The following is a 26,076-nucleotide window of genomic DNA, read 5'->3' as shown; positions in this document are numbered from 1 at the left end:
CACCGGCGCGATCATGTGGGGATGACCGAACCGGTACGGCTGACCCGGTACGCCCGGGGCGGGGGCTGCGCCTGCAAGATCCCGCCGGGGGAACTGGAGGCGATGGTTGCCGGGCTCGGCCCCGCGACCGGCACCGTCGACCTGCTGGTCGGGCTCGACCACGGCGACGACGCCGCGGTGGTCCGGCTCGACGAGCGGACCGGCCTCGTGAGCACCGCCGACTTCTTCACCCCGGTCGTCGACGACGCCTACGACTGGGGGCGCATCGCCGCCGCCAACGCGCTCTCCGATGTGTACGCCATGGGCGGCACCCCGCTGGTCGCGCTCAACCTGCTCTGCTGGCCACGGGACGTGCTGCCCCTGGAACTGGCCCGCGAGGTGCTGCGCGGCGGGCAGGACGTGGCGCGCGACGCCGCCTGCCACCTGGCCGGCGGGCACAGCGTCGACGACGACGGCCCGAAGTACGGGCTGGCCGTCACCGGGGTGGTACGCCCCGAGGACCTCATCACCCTGGAGGCGGGCCAGCCGGGGCTGCCGCTGTCGCTCACCAAGCCGCTGGGCGTCGGCGTGCTGAACACCCGGCACAAGGCGACCGGCGAGAGCTTCCCGCAGGCGGTCGCCTCGATGAGCGCGCTGAACCGGGACGCCGCCCGGGCCGCCGTCGCCGCGGGGATCCGCTGCGGCACCGACGTGACCGGTTTCGGTCTGCTCGGTCACGCCTCGAAGCTGGCCCGGGCCAGCGGCCTGACCGTGGCGATCGAGTCGTCGCGCGTGCCCTACCTCGACGGGGCCCGGGAGGCGGTGCGGGACGGGTACGTGAGCGGCGGGAGCCGCCGCAACCTGGACTGGGTCACCCCGTGGACGGACTTCGGCGCCGCGACGGAGGGGGAGCGACTGCTGCTGGCCGACGCCCAGACCTCCGGCGGGCTGCTGGTCGCCGGGGAGATCCCGGGCGCGCCGGTCGTCGGTGAGCTGCTGCCCCGGGGTGACCACATGGTCGTCGTCCGCTGACGCCACGACGCGCGTTGATCTCGGATTTGCGGCACCTTACCCGATAAACTGTCATCTTCCGGCTGGTCGCGGCAGGGCCACTCCAGTCAATTTTGCCCGGAATGGTCACAGACCGGTAACTTGCCCCCGGCTGAGGTCAAATGCACCGCACCATCGTCAGTAAGGCCCGGTCCGGGGCCGGTGGGACGAACGCAGCGAGGAGGCGGCATGACCGAGCTGTGGAACTGGAGAATCGACCAGGTACGACCCGTGGAGGTCTACCCGGCGTTGGCCGAGGCGCTCGGCCGGGTGGTGATGCCGCTCGCGGTCGCCGACCCGGCACGGCTGCCCGCGTACGCGGTGATCTGCGACGTCTGGCAGGCGCCGGGCGAGTTCGCGACGATCGTGGACTGCTACGGGGTGCCGGACCGGCTCTCCGAGCACGCCACCATCGCCGCCCTCGCCCGGCTGCTGGACCGCAACTGCCTGCTGCGTGACGACACGCTCGACGCCGGCCGGCACCTGCTGGTCGCCCCCGACGGGACGATCCGCCCGGTGCACTTCGACGTCCGCGAGACCGACGACGGCGAGGTGCTCAGCAACCAGCGCCTGTGCACCGAGGCCGACCCCGGCTGCCGTGGCTGGTCGCAGTGTCACCGCTCCCGCTGGGCCCCCGACACGGTCGCGCCCGCGCTCGCGGCGGCCTGACCGGCGCCCGACGCGCCGGCGCCCACCGCAGCCGGACCGGCGGCCCCGCCCCGCACCACGAGCTGGTCGAGCAGGGTCCGGGTGGCCTCGGCCACGGCGGCCACCGCCGCCTCGAACGCGGCGGCGTTGTGCGCGGCCGGCGCCCGGAAACCCGAGATCTTCCGGACGTACTGCAACGCCGCCGCCCGGACGTCGTCGTCGGTCACCTGCGGGGTGTACGGCTCACGCAGGGTCTTGATGCTCCGGCACACGGCTCCTCCTCGGTTCCGGTCGATCCGGTCGGCCCGGATACGCTGTCCTGGTCATGACTACCGCAGCGGCGGGCAGCCCGCGTACCTACCAGGTGCGGACGTACGGCTGCCAGATGAACGTGCACGACTCGGAGCGCATCTCCGGGCTGCTGGAGCAGGCCGGCTACGTCCGCGCCGCCGAGGCCGACGAGCACCCGGACGTGGTGGTGTTCAACACCTGCGCGGTGCGGGAGAACGCCGACAACCGGCTCTACGGCAACCTGGGTCATCTGCGCCCGGTCAAGGACCGGCACCCGGAGATGCAGATCGCGGTCGGCGGCTGCCTGGCCCAGAAGGACCGCGGCGACATCGTCCGCAAGGCGCCCTGGGTCGACGTGGTCTTCGGCACGCACAACATCGGCTCGCTGCCGGTGCTGCTGGAACGGGCGCGGCACAACACCGCCGCCGAGGTGGAGATCCTCGAATCCCTGGAGGTCTTCCCCTCGACGCTGCCCACCCGCCGCGAGTCGACGTACGCCGGCTGGGTGTCGATCTCGGTGGGCTGCAACAACACGTGCACGTTCTGCATCGTGCCCTCTCTGCGCGGCAAGGAGAAGGACCGCCGCCCCGGCGACATCCTCTCCGAGGTACGCGCGCTGGTCGACGAGGGCGTGCTGGAGGTGACCCTGCTCGGGCAGAACGTCAACTCCTACGGCGTCGAGTTCGGCGACCGGCTGGCCTTCGGCAAGCTGCTGCGCGCCTGCGGCGACATCGAGGGCCTGGAGCGGGTGCGCTTCACGAGCCCGCACCCGAAGGACTTCACCGACGACGTGATCGCCGCGATGGCCGAGACGCCGAACGTCTGCCACTCGCTGCACATGCCGCTGCAGTCCGGCTCCGACGCGGTGCTGCGGTCCATGCGCCGGTCGTACCGGGCCGAGCGCTACCTCGGGATCATCGAGAAGGTCCGGGCGGCGATGCCCGACGCGGCCATCACCACCGACATCATCGTGGGTTTCCCCGGCGAGACCGAGGCCGACTTCGCGCGCACCCTCGACGTGGTCCGCGAGGCCCGCTTCTCGTCGGCCTTCACGTTCCAGTACTCGAAGCGGCCCGGCACCCCGGCCGCCACCATGGAGGGCCAGCTGCCCAAGCAGGTTGTGCAGGAGCGCTACGAGCGGCTGATCGCCACGGTCGAGGAGATCACCTGGGCGGAGAACCGGAAGCTCGTGGGCGAGACCGTCGAGGTGTTGGTGGCCGTCGGCGAGGGGCGCAAGGACGAGCGCACCGGCCGGATGTCCGGCCGGGCGCGCGACGGGCGTCTCGTGCACTTCGAGGCCGGCTCCCTCGCGGGGCAGATCCGGCCCGGCGACATCCTGCACACCACCGTCACGTACGCCGCCCCGCACCACCTCAACGCCGACGGCGAGCCGCTGGCCCACCGCCGTACGCGGGCCGGCGACGCGGCCGAGGCGGGTCGCGCGCCGCGTACGCCCGGGGTGCTGCTCGGGCTGCCCACGGTCGGCGCCCCCGCCGCGGTGCCGGCGCCCACCTCGGGCTGCGCGGCGCACTGACCCAGGCCTGACGCGGTCGATCGCGGGGCGAGACACGCCGGAGCCCCGGTCCCGCCAGGGGACCGGGGCTCCGGCGTAACCGTTCTCAGGTCAGCTGGACTGCTCGGCGAGCTGCAGGAACTGCCGCTTCGAGGCGAGCGCCTGCTCGGCCTCGCGGATCCGGCGGGCGTCGCCGGCCGCCTGCGCCCGGGCCAGCCGCTCCTCGGCCTCGGCCACCTGCGCGCGCATCTGGGCCAGCAGCGGGCTGTCCTCCTTGGAGGTCCGCCGCCAGGCCGAGTCCATCACCTCGCGGACCTTCTCGTCGACGGCCCGCAGCCGGCGCTCCAGCCCGGCGGCCGCCTCGCGCGGCACCCGGCCGGCCTCGTGCCACTGCGCCTGGATGTCCCGCAGCCTCGCCTGGGCGCCCTTGGGGTCACCGTCGACGTCCAGCGCCTCCGCCTCGGCCAGCAGCGCCTGCTTGCGCTCCAGGTTGGCCCGCTGCTCGTTGTCCCGAGCGGAGAAGACCTCGCTGCGGCGGGTGAAGAACTCATCCTGCGCGGCCCGGAACCGTTCCCACAGCCGCTGCTCGGCCTCCTTGGACGCCCGCGGCGCGGCCTTCCACCGCGTCATCAGGTCCTTGAGCTGGTTGGCGGTGACCGCCCAGTCGGTGGAGTCCTTGAGCTTCTCGGCCTCGGTGACCAGCTCCTCCTTCACCGACTGCGCCTGCTTGCGCTGCGCGTCGAGGGAGGCGAAGTGGGCGCCCCGGCGGCGGGTGAAGCCGTCACGGGCCGCGGCGAACCGCTTCCACAGCTCCCCGTCGGTCTTCTTGTCGACGCCCCGGATGGTCTTCCACTCGTCGAGGATCTCCTTGAGCCGGTCCCCGGCGGTCTTCCAGCCGGTCGACTCGGCGGCCAGCTTCTCGGCCTCCTCGACCAGGGCCGTCTTGCGGGCCAGGGCCTCGCTGCGGGCGGCGTCCCGGGCCGCGCGGGCCTCACCGGCCTTCTCCTCGGCCGTCGCGGCCAACCGGTCCAGGCGTGCCGCCAGCGCGTCGATGTCGCCCACCACGTGCGCCTCGGCCAGCGAGGCCCGGATCCGGCGGATCGTGCTCAGCGAGTGCCCGGCATCGGCCGCTCCCGAGTTGAGCCGGGCCTCGGTGAGGTCCACCTCGGTGACCAGGTCGGCGAAGCGGCGCGCGAAGTGGGCCAGCCCCTCCTCCGGTGCTCCTGCCTGCCAGGATCCGACCACCCGCTCGCCCTCGGCGGTCTTGACGTACACGGTGCCGTCCGCGTCCACCCGTCCGAAGGCAGTCCAGTCGCTCATGTGCCCATCCTCGTTCTCCCGGCGTCGGGAGAGCAGTATCCCGATCGCCGCCACGGCGCAGCCAAGTTTCTCCCCGGCATTGTCACAGGTCCGACCCCGTCCCCGTCGAGCGCCTATCGCCGACCGTGACCATACGGTGTCCTAGCGCCCGGATGACCGGATCGGCGCACAGTCGCACCGCGGCGTCCCGCTACCGTGAACGGGTGCCACTGGTCGCCGCCGCCGTCTGCCCGCATCCGCCCCTGCTCGTGCCCGAGGTGGCCGGCGCCGCCGCGCCGGAACTCGACGACCTCCGCGCCGCCTGCGACACCGCCGTGACCCGCCTCCTCGCCGCCGCGCCGGAGGTCGTGGTGCTCGTCGGTGACGGGCCGGTCACGGGCTGGATCCGGCCACCGGCAACGGGTTCGCTGCAACCGTGGGGCGTGGACCTCGACGTGCCGCTCGACCCCGCGCAGCCCGACCGGGGCGCCGTCCTGCCGCTGAGCCTCACCGTGGGCGCGTGGCTGCTGGCCCGGCACGGCGCCGCGGCACCGCCGGCCGCCGTCCAGGTCGCGGCGGACACCGACCCGACAGCCGTACGCGACCTCGGCGCACAGGTCGTCGCGCAGCGGGCCGCGCTGCTCGTGCTCGGGGACGGGTCGGCCTGCCGCGGCGAGAAGTCGCCCGGCTACCAGGATCCGCGCGCCGAGCCGTACGACTCGATGGTCGCCGCGGCCCTGGCCGGCGCGGACGCCGACGCCCTGCTCGGCCTCGACGCGGCGGTCTCCGCGGAGCTGAAGGTCGCCGGCCGGGCGCCGTGGCAGGTGCTCGCCGCGGCGGCCCGGGCCACCGGCGGGGACTGGCGCGGCGAGCTGCACTACGACGCCGCCCCGTACGGCGTTGCTTACTTCGTGGCCACCTGGGAACCGGCGTGACCGGCGCGAACGGCGGCCCGCCGCCCGATTTCGGCGACCGCCCGCCGGCCGGAACGGTCGTGGCCGTGGTGGGGCCCACCGCGGCCGGCAAGTCCGCCCTGAGCATCGCGCTCGCGCACGCCCTCGACGGCGAGGTGGTCAACGCGGACTCGATGCAGCTGTACCGGGGCATGGACATCGGCACCGCGAAACTCACGCCGGCCGAGCGCGACGGGGTGCCGCACCATCTGCTGGACATCTGGGACGTGACCGAACCGGCCAGCGTCGCCGAGTACCAGCGGCTGGCCCGCGAGGCCGTCGACGGCATCCTGGCCCGTGGACGGGTGCCGCTGCTGGTCGGTGGGTCCGGGCTGTACGTCCGGGCGGTGCTGGAACGGTTCGAGTTCCCCGGCACCGACCCGGCCCTGCGCGAGCGGCTGGAGCGGGAACTGGCCGAGGCGGGCCCCGCCCCCCTGTACGCGCGGCTGCGCGCCGCCGACCCGTCCGCCGCCGCCGGCATCCTGCCCGGCAACGGCCGGCGGATCGTCCGGGCGCTGGAGGTCATCGAGCTGACCGGCGCGCCGTTCACCGCCTCGCTCCCGGAACCCACGCCGTACTACCCGTCAGTGCAGGTCGGCGTCGACCTGGACACGGCGACGCTGGACGAGCGCATCGCCCGGCGGGTCGACCGCATGTGGGACGACGGGCTGGTCGCCGAGACGCGCGAACTGGTCGGCCGGGGCCTGCCCGCCGGGCGTACGGCCAGCCGGGCCCTCGGCTACCAGCAGGTCCTGCGCTTCCTCGCCGGGGAGCTGACCGAAACCGAGGCCTACGAGGAGACGATCCGGGCGACCCGGCGTTTCGTCCGGCGCCAGCGGTCCTGGTTCCGGCGGGACGCGCGGATCCACTGGCTCGACTCCACCGACCCGCAGGCCCTGGTCGCCGATGCCCTGCGGCTCGCCACGGCCACTGCGGGATGATGGAGGGTGTGGAGTTCACCAAGGGGCACGGCACCGGCAACGACTTCGTGATCCTGCCCGACCCGGACGGGGCGCTCGACCTCACGCCCGGCCTGGTCGCCGCGCTCTGCGACCGGCGGCGGGGAATCGGCGCGGACGGGGTGCTTCGGGTCGTACGGTCCGCGAAGCACCCGGACAGCGCAGCCCTCGCCGGTGAGGCCGAATGGTTCATGGACTACTGGAACGCCGACGGCTCGTACGCCGAGATGTGCGGCAACGGCGCCCGGGTCTTCGTCCGGTACCTGCTCGACACGGGGCTCGCCACGCCCGACGGCGCGACGCTGCCGGTCGCGACCCGGTCCGGCGTCGTACGCGCGCGCGTCGACGGGGACATCATCGCCGTCGAGATGCGCCGCCCCCGGCTGTACGACGGCTCCACGGCGGCCCTGGGCGGTCTCACCCTGGCCGGCACCGCCGTGGACGTGGGCAACCCGCACCTGGTCTGCCCGCTGCCGGTGGGGCTCGACCTCGGCGGGCTGGACCTCACCCGGGCGCCGGACGTCGACCCGGCGGTGTTCCCGGCCGGGGTCAACGTCGAGTTCACGGTCCCCGGGTCGCCCGTCGACGGGGCCGACGAACACGTGCTGATGCGCGTCTACGAGCGCGGCTCTGCCGAGACGCTGTCCTGCGGCACGGGCACCTGCGCGGTGGCCGCCGTGGCCCTGCGGGACGCGGGCCGGGACACCGGGGTGGTGGCGGTCGACGTACCGGGCGGACGCGTCACCGTGACGGTCACCGAGGACGGGTGCTGGCTGGCCGGCCCCGCCGTGCTGGTAGCGACGGGCACGATAACCCCGACCGCCCTCCCCACCGCCCGGCCCGCGTAACCCACCGCCCTGCCCGCGTAACCCACCACCCTGCCCGGCTCGCTCTCCGCGCCCCCTCCACCCCGTCGATCATGCACTTGTGGTGGGCGGTTAGCGACCATATGCGCATTTTGCCCACCACCACAACTGCATGATCGACGGGGTGGAGGGCGGGGAGGGCGGTGTCACCGGGCTGGGCGGGTCACCCCGGCAGCTTGATCGACACCACATCGTTGATGTAGCGGTATCCCAGGCGCGGTAACCCCGCAACTTCAGCGAAACGGAGTCGATCAAGGCCTGAGCGCGGACCCCGCCACCCCTCCACCCCGCCGATCTTGCACTTTCGGCCCTTGATTTGCCCGGTATCACACCCTTTGCCGGGGCACAAAGTGCAAGATCGCGGGGGCCGGGGGCGGGGCCCCGCGCGGCCCGGGTCAGGGCCGGGGTCAGGGGGTGGCGGAGGCTTCGGCGGCGATCTCGGGCAGGTCGGCCGGGCCGGGGTCGGCGGCGGGTACGGGGGACGGGTTCTGCGCGGCGGCGCGTACGGCGGCGGCGACCGCCGGCGCGACCCGGGCGTCGAACACGCTCGGCACGATCACCGTCGGGTTGATCTTGTCCTCGCCGACGACGTCCGCGATGGCCCGGGCCGCCGCGATCGCCATCTCCTCGGTGAACTCCTCGGCGTGCGCGTCGAGCATGCCGCGGAACACGCCGGGGAAGGCCAGCACGTTGTTGATCTGGTTGGGCTGGTCCGACCGGCCGGTGGCGACCACCGCGGCGTACTTGCGGGCCTCCCGCGGGTCGACCTCCGGGTCGGGGTTGGCCAGCGCGAACACGATCGCGTCCTTGGCCATGTTCGCGATGTCCTCGCCGGTGAGCAGGTTCGGGGCGCTCACGCCGATGAACACGTCCGCGTCGCGGACGGCTCCGGCCAGGTCGCCGGAGTAGTTCTCCTTGTTGGTGTTCTCGGCCAGCCACTGCCAGGCCGAGTTCAGCCCCTCCTGGCCGCGGTGCAGGGCACCCTGCCGGTCGTACGCGATGATGTCGCCCACGCCCTGGCGCAGCAGCAGCTTCATGATCGCGGTGCCGGCCGCGCCGGCGCCGGAGACGACCACCCGGACGTCCGAGAGCTGCTTGCCCACCACGCGCAGCGCGTTGGTGAGCGCGGCCAGCACGCAGATCGCGGTGCCGTGCTGGTCGTCGTGGAAGACCGGGATGTCCAGCGCCTCGCGCAGCCGGGCCTCGATCTCGAAGCAGCGCGGCGCCGCGATGTCCTCCAGGTTGATCCCGCCGTACGCCGGGGCGATCGCCTTGACGATCGACACGATCTCGTCGGTGTCCTGGGTGTCGAGCACCACCGGCCAGGCGTCCACCCCGCCGAAGCGCTTGAACAGCGCCGCCTTGCCCTCCATGACCGGCAGCGCGGCGGCCGGGCCGAGGTTGCCCAGGCCGAGCACGGCAGAGCCGTCGCTGACCACGGCGACCGTGTTGCGCTTGATGGTGAGCCGCCGGGCGTCGGCCGGGTTCTCGGCGATGGCCTGGCAGACCCGGGCCACCCCCGGGGTGTACGCACGGGACAGCTCGTCGCGGGTCCGCAGCGCGACCTTCGAGCTCACCTCGATCTTGCCGCCGAGGTGCAGCAGGAACGTCCGGTCGGAGACCTTGCGGACGTCGACCCCGTCGAGCGCGCTGATCGCCTGGACGACCTGGTCGGCGTGGCTGGCGTCGGCGGTGTCGCAGGTGAGGTCGACCAGCACGTGGGTCGGGTCGGAGTCGACCACGTCCAGCGCGGTCACGATCGCGCCGGCCTCCCCGACGGAGGTGGTCAGCCGCCCGATCGACGAGGCGTCCGCCGGTACGGCGATCCGGATCGTGATCGAGAATCCGGCACTCGGGAGTCGGGTGATGGCCACAGGTTCCCTCCGTCAACGCTGAGCGGCTCGACTCGCATTTCTACTCGCCTGCCGAGGTCGCCCGGCATCCGACCCCGCTACCGACCGGTACGGACGGCGGGCATATCACAGGTGCGTCGGGCGTTGTCACATGACAGGATTGCTCGGTACCCGACAGAACGGACAGGAGATCGGTTTGCGCGACCAGGACACCGTCGTCTTCCCCTTCGAGGATGAGGAGCTCGAGGCCACCACCGGTGAGCTCGAGCTGTCGGAGCGGCAGGCGCTACGGCGGGTCCCCGGCCTCTCCACCGAGCTCACCGACATCACCGAGGTCGAGTACCGCCAGCTCCGCCTGGAGCGGGTGGTGCTGGTCGGCGTCTGGACCGAGGGCACGCAGAGCGACGCGGAGAACTCGCTCGTCGAGCTGGCGGCGCTGGCCGAGACGGCCGGCTCGCAGGTGCTCGAGGGGCTCATCCAGCGGCGCAACCGGCCCGACCCGGCGACGTACATCGGCCGGGGCAAGGTAGACGACCTGGGCTCCGTGGTGCTCGCCACCGGCGCCGACACCGTGATCTGCGACGGGGAGCTGTCCCCGTCCCAGCTGCGCAACCTGGAACAGCGCACCAAGGTCAAGGTGGTCGACCGGACGGCGCTGATCCTGGACATCTTCGCCCAGCACGCCAAGAGCAAGGAAGGTAAGGCGCAGGTCGAGCTGGCCCAGCTGGAGTACCTGCTGCCGCGCCTGCGCGGTTGGGGCGAGACGCTGTCCCGGCAGACCGGTGGTAGCGCCCGCGTCGGCGGCGCCGGCGGCGGCGTGGGTCTGCGCGGTCCCGGTGAGACGAAGCTGGAGACCGACCGGCGCCGGATCCGCACCCGGATCGCGCGGCTGCGCCGCGAGATCAAGGGCATGCGGACGGTACGCCAGACCAAGCGCGCCCGGCGCACCCGCAACGCGGTGCCGGCCGTGGCCATCGCCGGCTACACGAACGCCGGCAAGTCGAGCCTGCTCAACCGGCTGACCGGGGCGGGCGTGCTGGTGGAGAACGCGCTGTTCGCCACCCTCGACCCGACCACCCGTCGGGCCACCACCGACGACGGGCGGGTCTACACGCTCTCCGACACCGTCGGCTTCGTCCGGCACCTGCCGCACCAGATCGTCGAGGCGTTCCGCTCGACGCTGGAGGAGGTCGCCGACTCCGACCTGGTGGTGCACGTCGTCGACGGCACCCATCCGGACCCGGAGGAGCAGGTCCGCGCGGTCCGGGAGGTGCTCGCCGAGGTGGGCGCCGACCGCCTGCCCGAGCTGCTGGTGGTCAACAAGACCGACGCGACGGACGAGGAGACCCTGCTGCGGCTCAAGCGGCTGTGGCCGGACGCCGTCTTCGTCTCCGCGCACTCGGGCCGGGGCGTCGACGAGCTGCGGGCGACCATCGAGGCGCGGCTTCCGCGCCCCGCCGTGGAGGTCCGGGCGGTCGTGCCGTACGACCGGGGTGAGCTGGTGGCCCGTGTGCACCGCATCGGCGAGGTGCTCGGCACCGCCCACCTGCCGGAGGGCACCCGGCTGCACGTCCGGGTGAACGAGGCGCTCGCCGCCGAGCTGGCTCCCTACCGGGAGGGGCGCACGGTCACCCCGTCGTGACCGAAGCCGGCGTCACCCGGCGGAAACCCGTGGCATGCGACACTTGCGCAATGCGCCGCGCTGTTTCTTCGGTCACGGTCGCCCTCGGACTCGTCGGGGCGACCGTGGCGCTCACCGGAGTCGCCCTCGCGGCGCCCGCCCCGGCCGCTCCCGCCCCCGCCGAGCCCACGCCCGGCAAGAAGCGGTGCGCGATCGCCGACGACAAGCTGCGCGAGCTGTCCGGGCTGGTGGCCACGAAGAGCGGGTACGTCGTCGTCAACGACGGCACCGAGATCGAGGCGCGCAAGCGGGTCTTCTTCCTCGACTCCAAGTGCGAGGTCAGCAAGAACGTGCGCTACTCCGGCGGGGGGCCGCTCGACACGGAGGACCTGGCGCTCTCGCCGGACGGCAAGACGCTGTGGATCGCCGACACGGGCGACAACGTCACCTCGAAGACGCGCCGCGAGCGGGTGGCCGTCTGGACGATGCCGCTCACCGGCGCCAAGCAGCCGGTGCTGCACCGTCTCTCGTACCCGGAGAAGAAGCCGCACGACGCGGAGGCGCTGCTCGTCGGCGACGACAACGTGCCGCTGATCATTACGAAGGTGACGTCGGGCAAGGCGGAGATCTACCGCCCGTCGGGGGCACTCAAGAACGGCGACACCGATCCGGTGCCCATGGAGAAGGTCGGCGACATCTCGCTGCCGAAGACCGAGACGGAGAATCCGCTCAACACCTTCGGGCGGGTCGCCATCACCGGCGCCGCCCGTTCGCCCGACGGCAACCGGGTGGTGCTGCGGACGTACGCCGACGCCTTCGAGTTCGACGTCACGGGCGGCGACATCGTCGCGGCGCTCACCACGGGCAAGCCCCGGGTGACCCCGTTGACCGACCCGTTCGGCGAGGCGATCGCCTACACGCCGGACGGCAAGACCTTCCTCACGGTGTCCGACGCCGGTCAGCCCGGCAACGAGGAGCCGGTCGAGATCCTGAGCTACACCCCGTCCACGACCGGGGCTGCGCCGGTCGCCGAGGACGGGGCGGCCAAGCCGGCGGCGGACCGGTCGTGGTTCGACACCCTCAGCCTCCAGGACATCACGTACCTCATCGGCGCGGTGGGCGTGGTCGGCGCGCTGCTCGTGGGCGCGGGCATCGTCGGCATCCTCCGGGCGCGGCGCCGGCCGGCCAGCGACGCGTCCGACGGCCCGGACCGCGATGACGACCTGGCCGGCGGCCGTACGGACGAGGACTTCCCGGGTGCCGACCGGCCCCGGAGCGGTGTCTACGGCGGCGCTCCGGCCGGTGGTGGTGTCTACGGCGGCGCCCCGGCGGGTGGCGGCGTCTACGGCGGCGGCCCGGGTCGTGGCGGCGCCGCTCCGGCGGGTGGCGGCGCGGGTCGTGGTGGCGCTCCGGCCGGTGGCGGCGTCTACGGCGGCGGCCGTCCGGCCGGCGGCTCGGGCGGTGTCTACGGCGGTGGCCGGCCCGCCGGCGGTGGCTCGGGTGGCCGGCCCGCCGCGGGTGGCGGGGGTGGCCGGCCGGGCGCCGGTGGTGGCGGCGTCTACGGCGGTGGCGGGCGGCCTCCGGCCGCGGGACGCCCCGGCGACGGTGGGCACGGTGGCGGCCAGCCCGGCGGCGGTGGCGTCTATGGCGGCGGGCGGGCGGAACCGCCGCGCCGGGGCGGGCCGGAGCCGGACTACCGGGGGCAGCGCGGTCGCCGCCGCGAGGAGGACGTGGACCCGTACGGCCAGTATCCGGGCGGCGGCCGCTCCTACCGCGGCGACCGTTACTGACGGCCCGGGTCGCGGCGCGCGTCGGCGTCGCGGCGCCCGCCCACACGGAACGCGGGTGACCACCCCTCGGGTGGCCACCCGCTCCGACTGTCAGATGCGGCGCAGCACGGCCACGACCCGGCCCATGATGGTGGCGTCGTCGCCCGGGATCGGGTCGAACGCCGGGTTCTGCGGCATGAGCCACACGTGCCCGTCCCGGCGACGGTAGGTCTTGACGGTCGCCTCACCGTCGAGCATGGCCGCGACGATGTCACCGGACTCGGCGTTGGGCTGCTGCCGGACCACGACCCAGTCGCCGTCGCAGATCGCCGCGTCGAGCATCGAGTCGCCCTTGACCTGGAGCATGAAGACCTCGCCCTCGCCCACCAGCTCGCGGGGGAGGGGGAACACGTCCTCCACGGCCTGCTCGGCGAGGATCGGGCCACCGGCGGCGATCCGGCCCAGCATCGGCACGTACGCCGGGGTGGGGCGCTGCGAGCGGCTCAGCTCGTCGTCGATCACATCGCTCGGCGCGCGGACGTCGACCGCGCGTGGGCGGTTGGGGTCGCGGCGCAGGAAGCCCTTCTTCTCCAGCTCCTTGAGCTGGTAGGCGACGCTGGACGGCGACACCAGCCCGACCGCCTCGCCGATCTCGCGGACGCTCGGCGGGTAGCCGTGCCGCTCCACCCACGTGCGGATGAACTCGAGGATCCGGCGCTGCCGGGCCGTCAGGTCGACCGTCGCCGGGTCGGGAAAGGCGCTGACCACCGGGGTGACCGGGCGCACGGCGGGCTGGCCCGTCCGGCTGCGCGCGGCGCCCCTGCGCCGAGTGGCCGGCGGACCCGCCTCGGCGATCTGCTGCGGGTTCGTCGGCCGGCTGGCCCGGTCCTCGGTCACGTCCGTCCTCCCTGTCGGCGCTGGGTGCCCCCGGCCGCCCGTGGTGCGCGCGTGTTGCCGGTGTGCGTGGTTGCGGCGGTTCCGCCGCGACCGGTTGTTCCTGACCGTATAGGTGAGATCGGTCATTTTCAAACATCTGTACGACCTGTCACCGGCGTGTCGCGGGGAAAAGTCGATTGTTCGTACTCCCGTTCTGATAAATGGTACGTCGGTTGGCACGCCTGTTCGAAGGGTCGTCGCCCCGGCCGTCCATCCGGCGGACGGTCGGAAGCGTCGGCCGGACGACCGGTAACCGGGTGCGGGCCCGCCCGTTGGGCTCTCCGGCGGGCCGGTCGGCCACGTCGGTGACCGGGTCGGGCGGGGCGGGTCCGGGCGGGTTGCGGGAGTGACACGCGGGACACGCCGTCAACTTGACCGAGGTCCGCTGGCGGCATACGGTCGACCCCTAGATGTAGTAGTCACACGGGCGTAAGTTGCCCATAGGTTGGGTCCGACTACCGACCGCACTCCCGTACGGTGACACGGCGGGCGGTCACCGGAAGGTGGCGCCGCCGGTTCGACCGTGCCCGGGAGCGCCCGGTGCGGCCGCAGTCGATCGAGGAGGTCAGCGATGCGGTGTCCCTACTGCCGGCATGCCGACTCCCGGGTGGTCGACTCGCGGGAGGCCGACGACGGCCAGCTCATCCGGAGGCGGCGGTCCTGCCCGGAGTGCGGCAAGCGGTTCACCACGGTGGAGGAGGCCGTCCTCGCGGTGGTCAAGCGCAGCGGGGTGACCGAGCCGTTCAGCCGGACGAAGATCATCGGCGGGGTGCGCAAGGCGTGCCAGGGCCGGCCCGTGGACGACGACTCGCTGGCGCTGCTGGCCCAGCGCGTCGAGGAGACGGTCCGGGCCAAGGGGGCCGCCGAGATCCCCAGCCACGAGGTGGGGCTGGCCATCCTGGGCCCGCTGCGGGACCTGGACGAGATCGCGTACCTGCGGTTCGCCAGCGTCTACCGGTCTTTCGACTCGCTCGCCGACTTCGAACGCGAGATCGAGTCGCTGCGGGCCGCGGCGCGCGCCCGGGAGAACGGCGCCGCCGGCGCGGTCGAGGCCGCCGGCCGTACCAATTGATCTTTTCGGTTTTCTGACAGTTTGTTTTGGGACGCGCGGTGGGTGACCGCGCAGACGAGGGGGGCGACGGCGTGACAACGAGCAGGTCGCGGAGCAAGGCAGGCGCGGGCCTGAAGGTCGAGCGGGTCTGGACGACGGAGGGGGTCCACCCGTACGACGAGGTCACCTGGGAGCGCCGGGACGTCGTGATGACGAACTGGCGGGACGGCTCGATCAACTTCGAGCAGCGCGGGGTGGAGTTCCCGGAATCGTGGAGCGTCAACGCGGCGAACATCGTGACCACCAAGTACTTCCGGGGCGCGGTGGGGACCCCGGAGCGGGAGTGGTCGCTCCGGCAGCTCATCGACCGGGTGGTCACCACCTACCGGACCGCCGGCGAGGAGTACGGCTACTTCGCCAGCCCGGCGGACGCCGAGGTCTTCGCCCACGAGCTGACCTGGATGCTGCTGCACCAGGTGTTCAGCTTCAACTCGCCGGTGTGGTTCAACGTGGGCACGCCGTCGCCGCAGCAGGTCAGCGCGTGCTTCATCCTGGCCGTCGACGACTCGATGGACTCGATCCTCGACTGGTACAAGGAGGAGGGGCTGATCTTCAAGGGCGGCTCCGGCTCCGGGGTGAACCTGTCCCGGATCCGCTCCTCGAAGGAGCTGCTCTCCTCCGGCGGCACCGCGTCCGGCCCGGTGAGCTTCATGCGCGGCGCGGACGCCTCCGCGGGCACCATCAAGTCCGGCGGCGCCACCCGGCGGGCCGCCAAGATGGTCATCCTCGACGTGGACCACCCCGACATCGAGGAGTTCGTGGTCACCAAGGCGCGCGAGGAGGACAAGATCCGCGCGCTGCGGGACGCCGGCTTCGACATGGACCTCGGTGGCGCCGACATCGTCAGCGTCCAGTACCAGAACGCCAACAACTCGGTTCGCGTCTCCGACGAGTTCATGACCGCGGTGGAGAACGGCGGCAGCTTCGACCTGCGCGGCCGGCTCGACGGCGCGGTGATCGAGTCGATCGACGCGAAGAAGCTGTTCCGCACCATCTCCCAGGCCGCCTGGGAGTGCGCCGACCCCGGCCTCCAGTACGACGACACGATCAACGACTGGCACACCTGCCCGGAGACCGGGCGGATCACCGCGTCGAACCCGTGCTCGGAGTACCTGCACCTGGACAACTCCTCGTGCAACCTCGCCTCGCTCAACCTCATGAAGTTCCTCCGCGCCGACGGTGGCTTCGAGGTGGAGAAGTTCGTCAAGTCGGTCGAGCTGGTCATCACCGCGATGGACATCTCGATCTGCTTCGCCGACTTCCCCACCGAGAAGATCGGTGAGACCACCCGCGCGTACCGGCAGCTGGGCATCGGCTACGCCAACCTCGGCGCGCTGCTGATGGCGTCCGGCCTGCCGTACGACTCGGAGCAGGGCCGGTCGCTCGCCGCGGCGATCACCTCGCTGATGACCGGCACCGCGTACCGCCGCTCGGCCGAGCTGGCCGGCATCGTGGGCGCGTACGACGGCTACGCCCGCAACGCCGAGCCCCACAAGAGGGTCATGCGCAAGCACGCCGCCGCCAACGACGAGATCAAGCCGACCGGCACGGTGGCGACCGCCGTCCAGCGTGAGGCCACGAAGCAGTGGACCCTCGGCAACAAGGTCGGCGAGAAGAACGGCTGGCGGAACTCGCAGGCCAGCGTCCTCGCGCCGACCGGCACCATCGGCCTCATGATGGACTGCGACACCACCGGCGTGGAGCCGGACCTGGCGCTGGTCAAGTTCAAGAAGCTGGTCGGCGGCGGCTCGATGCAGATCGTCAACCAGACCGTGCCGCGCGCCCTGCGCAGCCTCGGCTACCCGGAGGAGCAGGTCGAGGCGATCGTCGAGCACATCGCCGACCACGGCCACGTCGTGGACGCCCCCGGCCTGAAGCCGGAGCACTACGCGGTGTTCGACTGCGCCATGGGCGAGCGCTCGATCGCGCCGATGGGGCACGTGCGGATGATGGCTGCCGTCCAGCCGTTCATCTCGGGCGCCATCTCCAAGACGGTCAACATGCCGGAGCAGGCCACCGTCGAGGACGTCGAGAAGATCTACTTCGAGGGCTGGAAGCTCGGCCTCAAGGCGCTCGCAATCTACCGCGACAACTGCAAGGTCGGCCAGCCGCTGTCGGCGGCCAAGCCGAACAAGGCGACCGCCGAGACGTCCACCGAGGCCAAGCCGGCCGAGGTGGAGCGGGTCGTCGAGAAGGTCGTCGAGTACCGGCCGGTGCGCAAGCGGCTGCCGAAGAAGCGTCCCTCGGAGACGATCTCCTTCTCGGTCGGCGGCGCCGAGGGCTACCTCACCGCGTCGTCCTACCCGGACGACGGCCTCGGCGAGGTCTTCCTCAAGATGTCGAAGCAGGGCTCCACCCTCGCCGGCGTGATGGACGCCTTCTCGGTGGCCATCTCCATCGGTCTCCAGTACGGCGTCCCGCTGGAGACGTACGTCAGCAAGTTCACCAACATGCGCTTCGAGCCGGCCGGCATGACCGACGACCCGGACGTGCGGATGGCGGCCTCGGTGATGGACTACATCTTCCGTCGGCTGGCGCTGGACTTCCTGCCGTACGACCGCCGCGCGGAGCTGGGCATCTTCACCGCCAAGGAGCGGGCCGCCCAGCTCCAGGCCGAGGCGGAGGCGGAGGCGAGCGGTGCGGACCTCACCGCGATGGCCGCCTCCGCCCCGGTCGAGGCCCGGCCGGAGGAGCCGAAGACCGGCCCGGTCGCCCAGCCGGCGGAGGAGACCGCCGACATCGTGGCCGCGAAGCCGGCGCCGTCGGTGGGTTCCAGCACCGAACTGCTGGAGGCCGTGATGGGCAAGGCCGCCGACGCGCCGCTCTGCTTCACCTGCGGTACGAAGATGCGCCCCGCCGGTAGCTGCTACGTCTGCGAGGGCTGCGGCTCCACCAGCGGCTGCAGCTGACGTACGCGCAACACCCGGGCTGCCCCGGTCTCCACGTCGGAGACCGGGGCAGCTGCCGTCGGGGCTATGTCGCGGAGGCCGGCTGACGCAGCGGCGCCCACGCGACGGCACCTCACGCGAGCGTGATGCCTCAGAGGCATAAATATGACTGTGAGGCATCACGCTCGTCGCGGACATCGCCCGCCGCCGTGACACGCCAAGCCCCGGGACAGGCCGGTCAGGGCTGCGCGAACAGCGGACCGTAGTTCGCGCGGAACATCTTCTCGCCGAGGTGACGCATCACCGCGTCGCGCAGCACCGGCGCGAGGCCCGCGGCCCGGTCCCGGCGGTGCGTCTGGCCCAGCACCCAGTCGGTACGCGGGCGGCGGCGCGCCTCGTACGCGCGCAGCGCCTCGGCGACGGTCCCGGCCGTGGTGAGCGCGTCGGCCAGCACGATGGCGTCCTCCAGGGCCATGGCGGCGCCCTGAGCCATGTTCGGTGAGGTGGCATGCGCGGCGTCGCCCACCAGCAGGACCGGCCCGCGCGACCAGGAGTCGAGGACGACCTCCTGGTTGGGGCCGGCGTGCAGCGTGCTGCCGTCGGCGTCGAGGGCGTCGACCATCGCGGCGACGGGCGCGGGGAACGTGGCCCGCAGGTCCCCGCGCCAACCCGGCCGGTCGGCCACCGCGCCGTCGTTGTAGTAGCAGTACGTCTGGTCCGAGCTGACCGGGATCGTGAGGAACTGGATGCCGCGCCCCAGCAGCACGGACCAGACCGGGTCGTCGTCGACGCGGGGCGCGAGCCAGCGGTACGCGTACTGGCCGAGGGACCGGGTGCCCGTGCCGTCGAAGGCGAGCCGCCGCACCGCCGAGTTCACCCCGTCCGCGCCGATCACCAGGTCGTACCGCTCGGCGGCGCCGTCGTCGAACTCGACGGCGACCCGCTCGCCCTCCCGCACGACGGCGACCGGCTGGCGGCCCCACCGGATCGGAGCGTCCCCGACGCCAGCGAGCATCGCCCGGTGCAGCGCAGCCCGCGGGAGCGAGACGCACGGCCCGACGCCGTCCCACAGCGCGGTCACGTCGATGTCGAACAGGCGACGGGCACGCTGGTTGGCGCTGCGTTGCCGCCCGATCGGCACGGCGACGTCGGCGACCGGCTCCCACAGCCCCAGCACGCCCAGCGCCCGGGTCGCGTTGCCGGTGAGGTAGATGCCCGCGCCGGAATCGGCGGCTCCGCTCGTCCGTTCGACGAGGTCGACCGTCGCGCCCCAGTCCCGCAGGGCGTGCCACGCCGCCAGGCCGGCGACGCCGCCACCGACGATCAGTACCCGGATGCCTGCGCCCCGCACGATAAGTTCCTCCCCGAAGTCTGCCCGCCGGTCGGCGCGCCACCGCGCCCCGTTCCGGCCGACGCCGCACTCTACGAGCCGGCGGGGGCGGCTCACGGCGTCCGGGTGACGTCCCGTGAGACGCGGCACGAACGTCGCGTCCGTCACGTCGTGCCCTGCGTCACGCCGCCGGGAAGGCGGATCGACGACCATCGGGGGCATGACGATCGCCGCCACCTACGCCGACTTCGCCGCCCGCGAGCTGCGCGGGGTGTCACCCGCGTACGAGCGGCTCGCGCTCGCCGTCGCCGGCGACGACGACCTGCTCGCCCTCATCGGCGCGCTGCCGCCCGCCAAGCGGCAGCCGAACCTGCTGTTCGGTGTCGTACGGCTGCTCGGCGGCCCGGTCGAGGACCCGGCGGCGTTCCACGACTTCGCGGTGGCGAACTGGCCGGCCATCGAGGCGCAGATGCGCGTGCGGGCCACGCAGACGAACGAGGCCGGCCGGTGCGCCGTCCTGCTGCCCGCGCTGGCCCGGCTGCCGCAGCCGCTCGCGCTGCTGGAGGTCGGCGCGTCCGCCGGTCTGTGCCTCTATCCCGACCGGTACGCCTACCGGTACGGCGACCACCGGCTCGGCGACGGCGGCCCGGTCCTCGACTGCGCGGCCGAGGGCCTCACCCCACCCACCCGGCTGCCCGACGTGGTCTGGCGGGCCGGGCTGGACCTCAACCCGCTCGACGTGACCGACGGCGCCGACGTCGCGTGGCTGGAGGCTCTCATCTGGCCCGAGCACACCCACCGCCGCGAGCGCCTGCGGGCCGCGGCGGCCGTCGCCGCGGCCGAGCCGCCGCTGCTGGTACGCGGTGACCTGGTGGACGACCTGCCGGCGCTGGCCGCGCAGGCGCCGGCCGGCGCGACGCTCGTGGTGTTCCACACCGCGGTGCTCTACCAGGTGCCGCCGCCACGGCGGGACGCCTTCGTCGACCTCGTGCGGACCCTCCCCGGCCACTGGATCGCCAACGAGGACCCGGACGTGCTGCGCCACGACGGGCTGCCGGAGCCGCCGAACGGGGCCATGCACAACGTGCTCGCCCTGGACGGGACGCCCCTGGCCTGGACCCGCGGCCACGGTCAGGCGATGGTCTGGTTCGGCTGACGCCGGGACGCCTGCTCAGCGCTGGTGGCGGAGCAGGACCACGCCGTTGCCGAAGACCCGCGTCTCGACCAGGCGCAGGTCGATGCGCTCGTCCCGCTCGGGGAAGAGCGGGCGGCCCCGGCCGAGCACCACCGGGTGCACGTACGTGCGCCACTCGTCGACCAGGTCGTGCCGCAGGAACGCGGCCATCAGGTCGGCGCCGCCGAGGACGAGGTCGCCGCCGGGCTCGGCCTTGAGCCGGCGGACCTCGGCCGGGTCCACCTCCCGGACGATCGTGGCGTTCCAGTCGGCCTTCTCCAGGGTCCGCGAGTAGACGATCTTCGGCATGTCGCGCCAGATACCGGCGTACTCCTTCATGGGCGCACTGGCGGCCGGGTCCTGGTCGGCGGTCGGCCAGAACGCGGCCATCAGCTCGTAGGCGACCCGCCCGTTGAGGTAGCCGCCCATCGTGCGCAGCTCGTCGTTGAAGTGCCGGTGCAGCTCGTCGTCGACCCGGTGCCAGCTCAGGTCGCCGCCGGGGCCCTCGAAGTAGCCGTCCAGCGACACGCTCATGTGCACGACGATCTTTCTCATCCCGATCCCTTCGACGCCCGTCGGTAAGTCCGGGTCGAGCCTGCCCGATCCCTACGACGAAACCACCGGTTCCGGCGTGTCGCGCATGGTGCGCAGCGGCGAGAACACCACGAACAGGCATGCGCTCCACGTCCCGAGCACGCAGATCCAGAGCGCCGCACGCAGGCCCAGCGCCGTGCCGAGCGCCCCGCCGAGCAGTGCGCCGAGCGGGATCACGCCGAAGCAGACCCACAGGTACGCGGCGTTGACCCGGCCGAGGATCGCCGGAGGGGTCACCCGCTGCCGGTACGTCGTCGACGCCACGTTGAACAGCACCGCGTTGGCGGAGAACGCGGCGAGCCCCACGCCGTACAGCAGCACGCCCCAGCCCGACCAGGCCAGGGGCATGAGCAGGTAGAGCGGCCCGGGGACGGCCATCGCCACCCAGATCACCCGGGCCGTGCCGAGCCACGCCGACAGCCGGCCCGCCAGCGCGCCCACCACCAGGCCGCCGATCGCGCTGACCGAGAAGACCAGGCCGACCTGCACCGACGAGGCGTGCAGCTCGCGCAGCATGAACGTCACCTCGATCGAGCTGGTCGCCATCACCCAGAAGTTCGAGGCGGTCGTGCAGAGGAGGACCTTCCACAGGATCGGCTCGCGGCGGACGAACCGCAGCCCGTCGGTCATCTCGACGCGCAGCGGCACCCGCTCCCGCCGCACCGGCGGTCGGGGAGCATCCCGGACCAGCAGCAGCGTGAGCGCGCTCACGAGGAACGCCAGCCCGTTGCTGAGGAACGTGCGTGCGGCGCCGACCAGCCCGACGAGCACGCCACCGATGCTCGGGCCGACCAGCTCGGCCGCGTCCTGGCTCATGGTGAGCTTGGCGTTGCCGTCCACCAGCTGCGCCGCCGGGATCAGGGCCGGCAACATGCTCTTGTACGCCACCGTGAACAGCACGGTGAGGACGCCGGAGAGCCCGACCACCGCGTACAGGAAGCCGAGCGTGAGCTGCCCGACCAGCGCGACCACCGGCAGCGACAGCATCAGCGCGGCCCGGCCGAGGTCGCAGAGGATCATCAGGCGCCGCTGGTTCACCCGGTCCGCGATGATCCCCGCCGGCAGCGAGACGACCAGGTACGGCAGCCAGGCCAGGACGGTGAGCAGGGAGACCTGGAAGACGCTCGCGTGCAGGGTGTCCGCGGCGAGCAGCGGGACGGCGACGCCGGCGATGCGGGTGCCCAGCTCACTGACGGTCTGACCGCCCCACACCAGCAGGAAGTTGCGGCTGCGGAGCAGCGACGGCGGCCGGGCGGACGCGGGCGCGGTGATGTCGGCGACGTGCTGGCTCACGTGCGTGCCTGTCTGTGCGGATCGGCGGTCGCCGGGTGGCGGCCCCGGGGACCCTATCGGCGGCATCGTCCGCCGGTCGCGGCAATTTGCGGGCCGGGATGCGACCCACGGGCCGGCGCCCGCCGCCCGGGACTGGTCGAGGAGCCAGCGCCCGCCGCCCGGGGCTCGGTGGCGGATCGCGGTACCGGTACCGTCCGGGGGCCGCCCGGCCCGTCGGGCGGTGGGACGGAGGTCGGTGTGTCCATCGTGCTCGTCACCCTGGGCGGCACCATCGCCATGGGCGGTGTGGACGCGGGACGGCCCGGCGTGGTCACCCGGCTCACCGGCGCCGACCTGACGGCGGCCGTTCCGGGCCTCGCCGACCTCGGCACGTCCCTGGAGGTCCGGGACGTCCAGGCGGTGCCCAGCGCCAGCCTCACGTACCGGCAGGTGCTCGACGTCGTGGACGTCGCCTCGGCGGCGGTGGCCGGTGGGGCGACCGGTGTCGTGGTCACCCAGGGCACCGACACGCTGGAGGAGACGGCGTACCTCGCCGACCTGGTCTGGCCGCACGCCGCGCCGCTGGTGTTCACGGGGGCCATGCGCAACCCGACGCTGGCCGGGCCGGACGGCCCCGCGAACCTGCTCGCCGCCGTCCGGGTCGCCGCGGCCGCCGCGTCGCGCGACCTGGGCACGCTCGTCGTGATGAACGACGAGGTGCACGCGGCCCGCTGGGTACGCAAGACGCACAGCACCAGCACGGCGACCTTCGCCTCGCCGAACGCCGGTCCCGTCGGGCACGTGATCGAGGGCGAGGTGCGGGTGCTCACCCGGCCGGAGCGGCGCGACCCGCTGCCGCGCGTGGAGCGGGATCGGCTCGACGGGACGCGGGTCGCCCTCTATCCGGTGACCCTGGACGACGACGGCCTGCTCCTCGGCGGGGTCGCCGACACCCACCACGGCCTCGTGGTCGCGGGCTTCGGCGTGGGGCACGTCCCGGCCGGCCTCGCCCCGCTGCTGGGCGACCTGGCCGGCCGGATGCCGGTGCTGCTCACCTCCCGCTCCGGCGCCGGCTCGGTGCTGCGCCAGACGTACGGGGCGGTCGGCTCGGAGACCGACCTGCAACGGCGCGGCCTGCTCAACGGCGGCCTGCTCGACCCGCACAAGGGGCGGGTGCTGCTGCGGATGCTGCTCGCCGCGGGCCTGGACGGCACGGCGCTCGCCGACGCGGTGGCCCGCTTTCGCTGACCGCGGCCCGCCGTACCTAGACTGCGTCGGTGACCGGGGAGCGACGACCGCTGGCGGCCCGCCCGCTGACCGAGCCGCACCCGTCCCGGCTGCCGCTCGACCACCCCGACCGGGTGCGCATCCTCGCCGCCCACGCCGACGCGCTGGCCGCGGGGGAGGCTGGCTACCTCGACCCGGACACCGGGCTCTTCGTCCTCACGGCCGGCTTCCTGGCGCGCCGGGGAACCTGCTGCGGTCGCGGCTGCCGCCACTGCCCGTACGTCGGCGGTCCCTCGGATGGCGCCGACGAGGCGTCGGAATGAAGCGGCGGATGAGGTCTTCCGCGCGGGCCGGACATTCCGTACGGTGTGCGACGGACCTCGGGCGGGCGGCGCCCCGCCATCGACGATGGGAGGGGTGGGGCGTGCGCGGGCGGATCGTGGTCGCCGGGCTGGCGGTGCTGGCGGTTCCCGGCTGCGGCGCGGAGCGCGAGCCGGTGACGCTGCCGCCACCGGCGCCGATCGCCGTCGACGTGGCCGCCGCCTCCTCGGGCGGCGCCTGCCGGCTGCTCGACTTCCGGGTCATCGAACAGCACGTGAAGGTCCGGTTCGACGTGGCGGCGGCCAGCGAGCGGGACGACACCCACACCTGCGTGGTGCGGGCCGGCGGCGCCACGCTCCCGGAGTTGGCCCTGACGGTCACCGAGACGTCGATGGACAAGGCCACCTTCGCGGCCGACGTGGTGCCCGACTCCGCGGCCAAGGTCTCGGGGCTCGGCCAGCAGGCCTACCGGCGGACCACCGGCGCGGCGTCCGGCCACGGTCCGGTCGCCGAGGTGGGCTGGCTCTCGACGGACGGGCGGCTGGCCACGCTGCGCTGGACCACCGCGCGCGGCACCGCGAAGGGGGCCGTCGACAAGATCGCGACCGAACTACCGGCGCTGGGAAAAAAGATCAACACCCGCGCCCTGTAGGGCCCGCGCGGGACGACCCGCCCCGCGATCTTGCACTTTCTGCCCCGGCACTCCGGACGGATCGGCCCAGATCGAGGGCCGAAACTGCAAGATCGCGGGGAAGAGGGGCGGATCAGCCTGCGGCGACGAAGACGCGGGAGGCCACCTCGCGGGGCAGCCGGACCCGGTCGCCCGAGCGGTCGATCGAGACGCCGTCGCGCTCCTGCGCCACCGTCACCGTGGCGCCCGGGTCGACGCCGGCCGCGTGCAGCTGGCGCAGCACGTCCGCGTTGGTCTGCACGCTCTCGCAGATGCGCCGGACCACCACCTTGCCGGACAGGCCCGGGAACGCGAGGTTGCGCTCGCCGTCGGCCACCGCCGCGTCCTCCAGGCCCGGCGAGCCCAGCTCCTCCAGCCCCGGGATCGGGTTGCCGTACGGGGAGCGGGTCGGCCGGTTGAGCAGGTCGTAGACCCGCTTCTCGACCGCGTCGCTCATGACGTGCTCCCAGCGGCAGGCCTCGTCGTGGGCCTCCTCGTAGGGCATGCCGATGACGTTCACCAGCAGCAGCTCGGCGAGCCGGTGCTTACGCATCACGGAGACGGCGGTGGCGCGGCCCTGCGGGGTGAGCACCAGGTGCCGGTCGCCCTCGACCGTGAGCAGCCCGTCGCGCTCCATCCGGGCGACCGTCTGGCTCACCGTGGGACCGCTCTGCTTCAGGCGTTCGGCGATCCGGGCACGCAGCGGCGGCACCCCCTCCTCCTCGAGTTCGAGGATGGTGCGCAGATACATTTCGGTCGTGTCAACGAGATCGTGCTTCACGTCAGCGGCCCTCCGGTGATCGATGCTACCGCGCCCAACGTGTAACGACCGAAGCCGAAACGCGAGGCCCCTCCCGGCATGGTGTTGACTGGACGCCATGTCCGGTACCGAGGAACTCCTTGTCGAGCCCGACCGGCTCGCCGCCGAGCTCGACTCCGCCGCCCCGCCCACCCTGCTCGACGTGCGCTGGCGGCTCACCGGCCCGCCCGGCCGCGACGACTATGAGGCGGCTCACCTGCCCGGCGCGGTCTTCGTCGACCTGGACACGGCGCTCTGCGGTCCGCCCGGCGCGGCCGGCCGGCACCCGTTACCGGACCCCGCCGCCCTCGAGGCCGCGCTGCGGGTCGCCGGCGTGCGGGCCGGTCACCCCGTCGTGGTGTACGACGGCGGCGACGGCATGGCCGCCGCCCGCGCCTGGTGGACGCTGCGCTGGGCGGGGCACCGGCCCGTACGCCTGCTGCACGGCGGGTATCCGGCCTGGCTGGCGGCCGGCCTGCCCACCACGGCCGAGGCGCCGCGGCCGGCGCCGGGCGACGTGACCGTCCGTCCCGGCGCGCTGCCCGTGCTCGACGCGGGGGAGGCCGCGCGGCTGGCCGCCGCCGGGGACGGGGTGCTGCTCGACGTGCGGGCCGCCCCCCGTTACCGGGGGGAGACGGAGCCGATCGACCCGGTGGCCGGGCACGTGCCGGGCGCCGTCAACCTTCCCGCCACCGAGTACGTCGGCGACGGCCGATTTCCCGCCGCGGAGGCGCTGCGGGAGCGGTTCGCGGCGGCCGGGGTGACCGAGGGCGCGCCGGTCGGGGCGTACTGCGGTTCCGGGGTGACCGCCGCACAGGCGGTGCTGGCCCTGCACCTCGCGGGCCGTCCGGACGCCGCGCTCTACGTCGGGTCGTGGAGCAACTGGGTGGCCGACCCGGCCCGCCCGATCGCCACCGGTACGACACCTGGCCACTGACCAGCGCGTGCGCTGC

At 73.4% G+C, this 26,076-nt stretch carries 23 protein-coding genes; 15 read left to right on the top strand and 8 right to left on the bottom strand.

The annotated features are described in order from the left end of the window. The first annotated feature begins 15 nt into the window (after window positions 1–15). Window positions 16–1,011, top strand: a complete 996-nt coding sequence (gene selD / locus D7193_RS04230; protein ID WP_377456403.1) for a selenide, water dikinase SelD — start codon at window positions 16–18, stop codon at window positions 1,009–1,011. Between the two features lie 207 nt (window positions 1,012–1,218). Continuing rightward, window positions 1,219–1,698, top strand: a complete 480-nt coding sequence (locus D7193_RS04225) for a hypothetical protein (protein WP_120778015.1) — start codon at window positions 1,219–1,221, stop codon at window positions 1,696–1,698. Here the strand turns inward: D7193_RS04225 and D7193_RS04220 are convergent. Further along, window positions 1,644–1,949 carry a DUF2277 family protein gene (locus D7193_RS04220; RefSeq protein WP_120778014.1) on the bottom strand — a complete coding sequence of 102 codons (306 nt, stop codon included), beginning with the start codon at window positions 1,947–1,949 and terminating at the stop codon, window positions 1,644–1,646. The two genes, D7193_RS04225 and D7193_RS04220, sit on opposite strands and share 55 nt — an antisense overlap. A gap of 53 nt (window positions 1,950–2,002) precedes the next feature. Here D7193_RS04220 and miaB point away from each other — a divergent pair, with 53 nt between their 5' ends. Further along, entirely contained in the window at window positions 2,003–3,502 is a 1,500-nt protein-coding gene (gene miaB, locus D7193_RS04215; RefSeq protein WP_120778013.1) for a tRNA (N6-isopentenyl adenosine(37)-C2)-methylthiotransferase MiaB, read from the top strand. Window positions 3,503–3,592: 90 nt separating this feature from the next. On the opposite strand, the gene D7193_RS04210 is transcribed toward miaB, so the two are convergent. Further along, window positions 3,593–4,801 carry a DUF349 domain-containing protein gene (locus D7193_RS04210; RefSeq protein ID WP_120778012.1) on the bottom strand — a complete coding sequence of 403 codons (1,209 nt, stop codon included), beginning with the start codon at window positions 4,799–4,801 and terminating at the stop codon, window positions 3,593–3,595. A gap of 152 nt (window positions 4,802–4,953) precedes the next feature. Here D7193_RS04210 and D7193_RS04205 point away from each other — a divergent pair, with 152 nt between their 5' ends. The 3 genes from D7193_RS04205 to dapF are packed head-to-tail and all read left to right on the top strand — an operon-like array spanning window position 4,954 to window position 7,540. Next, window positions 4,954–5,715: a class III extradiol dioxygenase subunit B-like domain-containing protein gene (locus tag D7193_RS04205; protein ID WP_120778011.1), complete on the top strand. Its 762-nt coding sequence runs from the start codon at window positions 4,954–4,956 to the stop codon at window positions 5,713–5,715. Further along, window positions 5,712–6,674, top strand: a complete 963-nt coding sequence (gene miaA, locus D7193_RS04200; protein ID WP_241562813.1) for a tRNA (adenosine(37)-N6)-dimethylallyltransferase MiaA — start codon at window positions 5,712–5,714, stop codon at window positions 6,672–6,674. The genes D7193_RS04205 and miaA overlap by 4 nt, the downstream gene beginning before the upstream one ends. A gap of 8 nt (window positions 6,675–6,682) precedes the next feature. Further along, a complete protein-coding gene (gene dapF, locus D7193_RS04195; protein WP_120779252.1) occupies window positions 6,683–7,540 on the top strand; it encodes a diaminopimelate epimerase in 858 nt (285 codons plus the stop codon). Window positions 7,541–7,965: 425 nt separating this feature from the next. Here dapF and D7193_RS04190 read toward each other — a convergent pair whose 3' ends face one another. Beyond that, window positions 7,966–9,432, bottom strand: a complete 1,467-nt coding sequence (locus D7193_RS04190) for an NAD-dependent malic enzyme (RefSeq protein ID WP_120778010.1) — start codon at window positions 9,430–9,432, stop codon at window positions 7,966–7,968. Window positions 9,433–9,562: 130 nt separating this feature from the next. Here D7193_RS04190 and hflX point away from each other — a divergent pair, with 130 nt between their 5' ends. Together hflX and D7193_RS33355 are read left to right on the top strand one after the other, a co-directional pair. Then, window positions 9,563–11,053 carry a GTPase HflX gene (gene hflX / locus D7193_RS04185; protein WP_377456404.1) on the top strand — a complete coding sequence of 497 codons (1,491 nt, stop codon included), beginning with the start codon at window positions 9,563–9,565 and terminating at the stop codon, window positions 11,051–11,053. Between the two features lie 50 nt (window positions 11,054–11,103). Further along, window positions 11,104–12,822: a hypothetical protein gene (locus tag D7193_RS33355; RefSeq protein WP_158674769.1), complete on the top strand. Its 1,719-nt coding sequence runs from the start codon at window positions 11,104–11,106 to the stop codon at window positions 12,820–12,822. Between the two features lie 90 nt (window positions 12,823–12,912). Here the strand turns inward: D7193_RS33355 and lexA are convergent, their stop codons facing one another. Then, window positions 12,913–13,698 carry a transcriptional repressor LexA gene (gene lexA / locus D7193_RS04175; RefSeq protein ID WP_120778008.1) on the bottom strand — a complete coding sequence of 262 codons (786 nt, stop codon included), beginning with the start codon at window positions 13,696–13,698 and terminating at the stop codon, window positions 12,913–12,915. Between the two features lie 610 nt (window positions 13,699–14,308). On the opposite strand from lexA, the gene nrdR reads away from it, so the two are divergent. Both nrdR and D7193_RS04165 read left to right on the top strand, forming a co-directional pair. After that, window positions 14,309–14,809, top strand: a complete 501-nt coding sequence (gene nrdR, locus D7193_RS04170) for a transcriptional regulator NrdR (RefSeq protein ID WP_120778007.1) — start codon at window positions 14,309–14,311, stop codon at window positions 14,807–14,809. Between the two features lie 38 nt (window positions 14,810–14,847). Continuing rightward, window positions 14,848–17,757, top strand: a complete 2,910-nt coding sequence (locus D7193_RS04165; protein ID WP_120778006.1) for a vitamin B12-dependent ribonucleotide reductase — start codon at window positions 14,848–14,850, stop codon at window positions 17,755–17,757. Between the two features lie 217 nt (window positions 17,758–17,974). On the opposite strand, the gene D7193_RS04160 is transcribed toward D7193_RS04165, so the two are convergent. After that, entirely contained in the window at window positions 17,975–19,087 is a 1,113-nt protein-coding gene (locus D7193_RS04160; RefSeq protein WP_241562812.1) for an FAD-dependent monooxygenase, read from the bottom strand. A 199-nt stretch (window positions 19,088–19,286) separates the two neighbouring features. On the opposite strand from D7193_RS04160, the gene D7193_RS04155 reads away from it, so the two are divergent. Next, window positions 19,287–20,222 (top strand): DUF2332 domain-containing protein, encoded by a 936-nt coding sequence (locus tag D7193_RS04155; protein ID WP_120778004.1) that lies wholly within the window; start codon window positions 19,287–19,289, stop codon window positions 20,220–20,222. A 15-nt stretch (window positions 20,223–20,237) separates the two neighbouring features. Here D7193_RS04155 and D7193_RS04150 read toward each other — a convergent pair whose 3' ends face one another. Then, the gene (locus D7193_RS04150) at window positions 20,238–20,795 is read right to left on the bottom strand and encodes a dihydrofolate reductase family protein (RefSeq protein WP_120778003.1); all 558 of its coding nucleotides are present in this window, start codon (window positions 20,793–20,795) and stop codon (window positions 20,238–20,240) included. Window positions 20,796–20,846: 51 nt separating this feature from the next. Continuing rightward, window positions 20,847–22,127, bottom strand: coding sequence for an MFS transporter (locus D7193_RS04145; protein WP_158674768.1), 1,281 nt, complete (start codon window positions 22,125–22,127; stop codon window positions 20,847–20,849). A 237-nt stretch (window positions 22,128–22,364) separates the two neighbouring features. Between D7193_RS04145 and D7193_RS04140 the strand changes: the two genes are divergently transcribed. The 3 genes from D7193_RS04140 to D7193_RS04130 all read left to right on the top strand — a co-directional run bounded on the left by D7193_RS04140 (window position 22,365) and on the right by D7193_RS04130 (window position 24,306). Beyond that, window positions 22,365–23,354, top strand: coding sequence for an asparaginase (locus D7193_RS04140; RefSeq protein WP_120779250.1), 990 nt, complete (start codon window positions 22,365–22,367; stop codon window positions 23,352–23,354). 29 nt (window positions 23,355–23,383) lie between these two features. After that, window positions 23,384–23,656: a C1orf53 family protein gene (locus D7193_RS04135; protein ID WP_120778001.1), complete on the top strand. Its 273-nt coding sequence runs from the start codon at window positions 23,384–23,386 to the stop codon at window positions 23,654–23,656. A gap of 101 nt (window positions 23,657–23,757) precedes the next feature. Beyond that, entirely contained in the window at window positions 23,758–24,306 is a 549-nt protein-coding gene (locus tag D7193_RS04130; RefSeq protein WP_120778000.1) for a hypothetical protein, read from the top strand. Window positions 24,307–24,418: 112 nt separating this feature from the next. On the opposite strand, the gene D7193_RS04125 is transcribed toward D7193_RS04130, so the two are convergent. Next, complete coding sequence (locus D7193_RS04125) at window positions 24,419–25,105, bottom strand: iron-dependent transcriptional repressor DtxR (RefSeq protein ID WP_120777999.1); 687 nt, start codon at window positions 25,103–25,105, stop codon at window positions 24,419–24,421. Window positions 25,106–25,202: 97 nt separating this feature from the next. On the opposite strand from D7193_RS04125, the gene D7193_RS04120 reads away from it, so the two are divergent. Next, entirely contained in the window at window positions 25,203–26,060 is an 858-nt protein-coding gene (locus tag D7193_RS04120; protein WP_120777998.1) for a sulfurtransferase, read from the top strand. Window positions 26,061–26,076: the final 16 nt, after the last annotated feature.

Source organism: Micromonospora costi (assembly GCF_003626655.1).
Lineage (GTDB): Bacteria > Actinomycetota > Actinomycetes > Mycobacteriales > Micromonosporaceae > Micromonospora > Micromonospora costi.
The sequence above is the reverse complement of the archived record's forward strand: the minus strand, read 5'-3'. Positions and strand labels throughout refer to the sequence as shown.

Bases quoted from the DNA above. Each gene is read 5' to 3' on its own strand.
- D7193_RS04225 (WP_120778015.1), top strand. From the start codon at position 1,219: ATGACCGAGCTGTGGAACTGGAGAATCGACCAGGTACGACCCGTGGAG.
- miaB (WP_120778013.1), top strand. From the start codon at position 2,003: ATGACTACCGCAGCGGCGGGCAGCCCGCGTACCTACCAGGTGCGGACG.
- D7193_RS04210 (WP_120778012.1), bottom strand. From the start codon at position 4,801: ATGAGCGACTGGACTGCCTTCGGACGGGTGGACGCGGACGGCACCGTG.
- D7193_RS04205 (WP_120778011.1), top strand. From the start codon at position 4,954: ATGACCGGATCGGCGCACAGTCGCACCGCGGCGTCCCGCTACCGTGAA.
- hflX (WP_377456404.1), top strand. From the start codon at position 9,563: ATGACAGGATTGCTCGGTACCCGACAGAACGGACAGGAGATCGGTTTG.
- D7193_RS33355 (WP_158674769.1), top strand. From the start codon at position 11,104: ATGCGCCGCGCTGTTTCTTCGGTCACGGTCGCCCTCGGACTCGTCGGG.
- nrdR (WP_120778007.1), top strand. From the start codon at position 14,309: ATGCGGTGTCCCTACTGCCGGCATGCCGACTCCCGGGTGGTCGACTCG.
- D7193_RS04155 (WP_120778004.1), top strand. From the start codon at position 19,287: ATGACGATCGCCGCCACCTACGCCGACTTCGCCGCCCGCGAGCTGCGC.
- D7193_RS04150 (WP_120778003.1), bottom strand. From the start codon at position 20,795: ATGAGAAAGATCGTCGTGCACATGAGCGTGTCGCTGGACGGCTACTTC.
- D7193_RS04120 (WP_120777998.1), top strand. From the start codon at position 25,203: ATGTCCGGTACCGAGGAACTCCTTGTCGAGCCCGACCGGCTCGCCGCC.